2 protein-coding genes and 1 pseudogene are annotated in these 1,954 nt (G+C 69.3%); all 3 read right to left on the minus strand.

Translation table 11 applies throughout. The features are described 5' to 3' along the window. The coding region (lexA, locus tag VG296_RS25650; RefSeq protein WP_325569985.1) for a transcriptional repressor LexA at positions 1-582 on the minus strand (582 nt) is incomplete at its 3' end. Positions 583-844: 262 nt separating this feature from the next. Then, positions 845-1,357, minus strand: coding sequence for a hypothetical protein (locus VG296_RS25655; protein WP_325569987.1), 513 nt, complete (start codon positions 1,355-1,357; stop codon positions 845-847). A gap of 13 nt (positions 1,358-1,370) precedes the next feature. After that, positions 1,371-1,820, minus strand: a pseudogene (locus VG296_RS33310) (hypothetical protein); the annotation flags it as partial. Positions 1,821-1,954 lie beyond the last annotated feature (134 nt).

Below are 1,954 nucleotides of genomic sequence, written 5' to 3' on the forward strand. Positions count from 1 at the left end.
CTTGAACGTCTTGACCGTGGCCTCACGGTCGGCCGACGTGTCGCTCTCGATCATGGCCGCGACGATGTCGCCGTTCTCGATGTCGGACTCGCGGCGGACGACGACCCAGTCCCCGTCGGTGATCGCGGCGTCGATCATCGAGTCGCCGACGACCCTGAGCATGATGAGCTCGCCGTCGCCGACCAGCTGGCGGGGCAGCGGGAAGACCTCCTCGATGTGCTGGTCGGCGAGGATGGGGACGCCCGCCGCGACCTGCCCGACGAGCGGCACCTGGGCCAGCCCCGGCCCGCCGGCCTGTTCCGGTGCGCGGTCGGGGCCGCGCCCGGCGGCCGGCGGAGCGGGCACGCGGAGCGCGGCGGTGCGCGGCCGCCGCGCCTCCCGGCTCAGGTAGCCCTCTCGTTCCAGGACCGAGAGCTGGTACGAGACGCTCGACGTGCTGGCCAGGCCGACGGCCTCGCCGATCTCCCGCATGCTGGGCGCGTAGCCGTGGCGCCGCACGGAGTCGTCGATGGTCTCGACGATCTTGCGCCGGACCGGAGTCAGTCCCCGGCCGGCCGCATCGGATGGTTCAGCTCGTCGCATCGTCGCACCTCCGGCTGTGGCAGCGGTTATGGTGACACGATAGCAGCGTGGCGACCTGTATCAAATACAACGTCGAAACTAATGCTTGAATTGCGAAAAGATCAGATCGTATCCGCGAATACGCTGGACCGTTCCGGCTCGTCGGCTAGGGGCCTCGGGCCGCCTCGGGCCGCCTCGGCCAGACTTCGTACCGGGCCGTGCCGGATGGCGCGGTGGGAAGGCCGAGAGCCTCGACGGCCGCCAGCGCGGGAGTGGACACAGTTCAGTATTGCTGCTGTGCAGATAACTCGGCGCGGAGGGCGGCGGCGGTCCTCATCTCTGCTGCCCGGCTGGCCGGGGCGAGCGCTGGCGTGCTGGCCGCTTGGCGGTCCGATCGGACATGGATGATCGCGATCACGAGGAGCGGGTAGCACCACGTGAGGTAGCTGTAGAACCAGTAGCCCAGCAGTAGTTGCGCGCCGATGAGCAGCGCGGCGGCCAGAGCGGCGCGCTCTCGCGCGTCTCGCACTTCGGGACGCCACATGGGTGAGAGCGCGAGCAGCACCAGCGCGACGGCGAGTACTGGCCTGGCCACGATCGCCACCTGCGGCATGTAGGTCCAGATACTGAACTGCACGCCGCCGCCGCGCTGGATCATCTGGTAGCCGAACGTCGAGTCGAAGAATCGATCCGGCCCGGAGGTGACGAGCGGCCAGGCGAGCATCGCGGCGAGTGAGGCGACCAGCGTCAGCGCGTACCGCGCGCCCCTGTCTGGGACCCAGGAACTGCAAGGCAAGCAGCGCGGGGAGGAACTTGGTCAGAGCGGCGGCGGCCAGGAGCAGGCCGCGAGCGACGGGGCGCTCCGCCGCTATGACAAGTGTCCAGACGCAGAGGGCGGCGATCAGGCCATCGTTGGTCTGCGCCGTCAACGACAGGTCGGGGAACGGGTAGAGCAGATACGCAAACATGAACGCGTGCGCGAGTGGGCGCCCGCCGAGCCGCCGACCGAGCTTGTGTAGTCCGGCGAGCGTCAGCACGTCGAAGCACACCGCCGGGAGGAGCGTCGCGAGCAGCGTCGGCGCCGGCGGGAAGATGACCACGAAGGGGATGTACGCGTAGTAGGCGAACGGGCCATAGGAGTTCGGCCGGTAAATCCGGAGCCCGCCGGGGCCTGGCCAGGACACCGCCCCGTAAAGGTGCAGTCCGTGCAGGACGCGCCAGGCGCCGAGCGAGCTCGCCTGCCCGACATCGGCAGCCACCTCCCTTCGGCACGAACCCAGGACCAACCGGCACGAGCGCGGCCAGCGTCCCCAGCCCGCAGACGAACACGAGCACGAACAGACCGAGGATCGCCGGTTTGTTCGGCTGGCCGGATGGCAGGTCCGTTATGTGC

Origin of the sequence: Actinospica sp. (assembly GCF_035552695.1) — a bacterium.
Taxonomy (GTDB): Bacteria; Actinomycetota; Actinomycetes; order Streptomycetales; family Catenulisporaceae; genus Actinospica.